The sequence below is a fragment of the Pseudomonas sp. P867 genome, from assembly GCF_019891455.1.
In the GTDB taxonomy this organism is placed as follows: Bacteria; Pseudomonadota; Gammaproteobacteria; order Pseudomonadales; family Pseudomonadaceae; genus Aquipseudomonas; species Aquipseudomonas synxantha_A.
Genome location: NZ_JAFLXB010000035.1, coordinates 1 through 1,621 on the forward strand (window position 1 = coordinate 1; position 1,621 = coordinate 1,621).

Below are 1,621 nucleotides of genomic sequence, written 5' to 3' on the forward strand. Positions count from 1 at the left end.
CTATTGGTGATCGCGGGTCGAGCCGCTGTAGGCAAGGGCAGGGTGGTCGAGCGGTTCTCATGGTCGATCCACACCACCGAATCGCCCGACACACAAAGCCTGTGCGCCAGCGCATGGCTCCAGCCAAACCCCAACCCGCAATCCACACCCACCGCACTGGTGCGATACAGCCGTGTCCACTCAAACGGCAAAATCCCGTCCAGCGCGCCGTCGGTGAGGGTAAGCAATTCCTCCCCGGTGACCATCGACACCGGGCAGCCGTTGGTGACCGTCTTGTCCGCTGGCGCCGCCGCATCTCCCTTCGGATTGGAAGCCACGGCAGGCGCATCATCCACATGCTCCTGCCGGACCAATACCGTCTGCCGAGTCTTGTTGCGAACCACCGGCACCGGGTTCGAAACCAGCGTGTCGCCCGCCTTCAACGGAACCACCGGTACCGCCTTGACCGGCGTTGCCGAACTGCTCAGCAACACAGGCTTGGCGGCCTCAACATGCGTGTCCAACCGCGGCCCCGCCACCTGCCTGGCCAGCAACTCCAACAACGCCCGCGCCCCGCCGGACTTGACGCCACTCAGCACCTGCGCACCCAGCCGCAGCTGTACGCCAATACCCCGCGTCGCCCAGATCAGTAGCAAATTGATCAACACTTCGCCGGTGATTTCACCCAGCAGCTCGTACATTTCGGGCGGCGGCAGCATCCGTATCCAGGCCACCACCGCTGCCACGTAGATAAACAGCAGCGGCTCATCACTGAGCACCAGCAATCCCTTGGCCAGCGTGTCTTTACCCAGCGCAAGCAGCGCGTCCAGTTCGGCCCGGGAGAGGTACTTCAGCAACTTTTCGCTGTTGGATTTGAGGTTCGCGAGCAGGTCATACAGCTCGGTGATGCTGTCCCACAGGTTGTAGAGCGCCTTGCCAAGTCCGGTAGCGAAGGCAATGCCCTGCATCGCACTGCGCTTGTAAGCAGGATCTTTGGCAAAGTCTGCCCATTGAGGCGCGAAACGCTCGTCCCACTGTTTACGCAGATCAGCTTCCAACCCGGCAATCACTGACGTGTAGGAGGCATACAGCGCCTTGACGTGATCCCTGGAGACATTGGGGTAAAAGGTGATTTGGTACTGCTGATCGCGGGTACAGTCGTTGACTTCGAGAATGCCGCTGGGGCCGATGGTCCGATGAAGCGGCGCGCCGACTGGGCTGCCATCCCGAGCCAGGGCTTGCAGTTCCACTTGGGTATTGCCGATGGGTACAAACCGGGTACTTTCAAACAGATGCACCAGAGTCAACCCACCCTGGGCTTTGCATTGAGCGACGGTACGGCTGGGTTTATCGGAAGAAGCCGGCGCGACCAGTGCGACGTCTTCCCCAACCTTGAACACCTGCTCCACGGCAAGTGCCGAACCACCCAACAGGCTGTCGGCCCACGCGTCGAACGTGTTCAGGCAGGTACGAAAATCCGCTAAAACGCGAGTGACATCCGGCGCCTTGGGATCCATGGGGGCCAGCACAAAGCCAGCGATCACCGGAATCAAGAGCCAGCCCTGTCAACCAGGGCTCTAACGAAAACAACCATCTGCAATCCCTCGCACTGTTCAATCAGGCGAGGGACTTTGCAGAGGTT

At 60.6% G+C, this 1,621-nt stretch carries 1 protein-coding gene; it reads right to left on the reverse strand.

The genetic code is table 11. The features are described 5' to 3' along the window. Nucleotides 1-1,532, reverse strand: a 1,532-nt coding sequence (locus tag J1G33_RS27695) for a DUF6531 domain-containing protein (protein WP_223019171.1), incomplete at its 3' end; no start/stop codon positions are given. Nucleotides 1,533-1,621 lie beyond the last annotated feature (89 nt).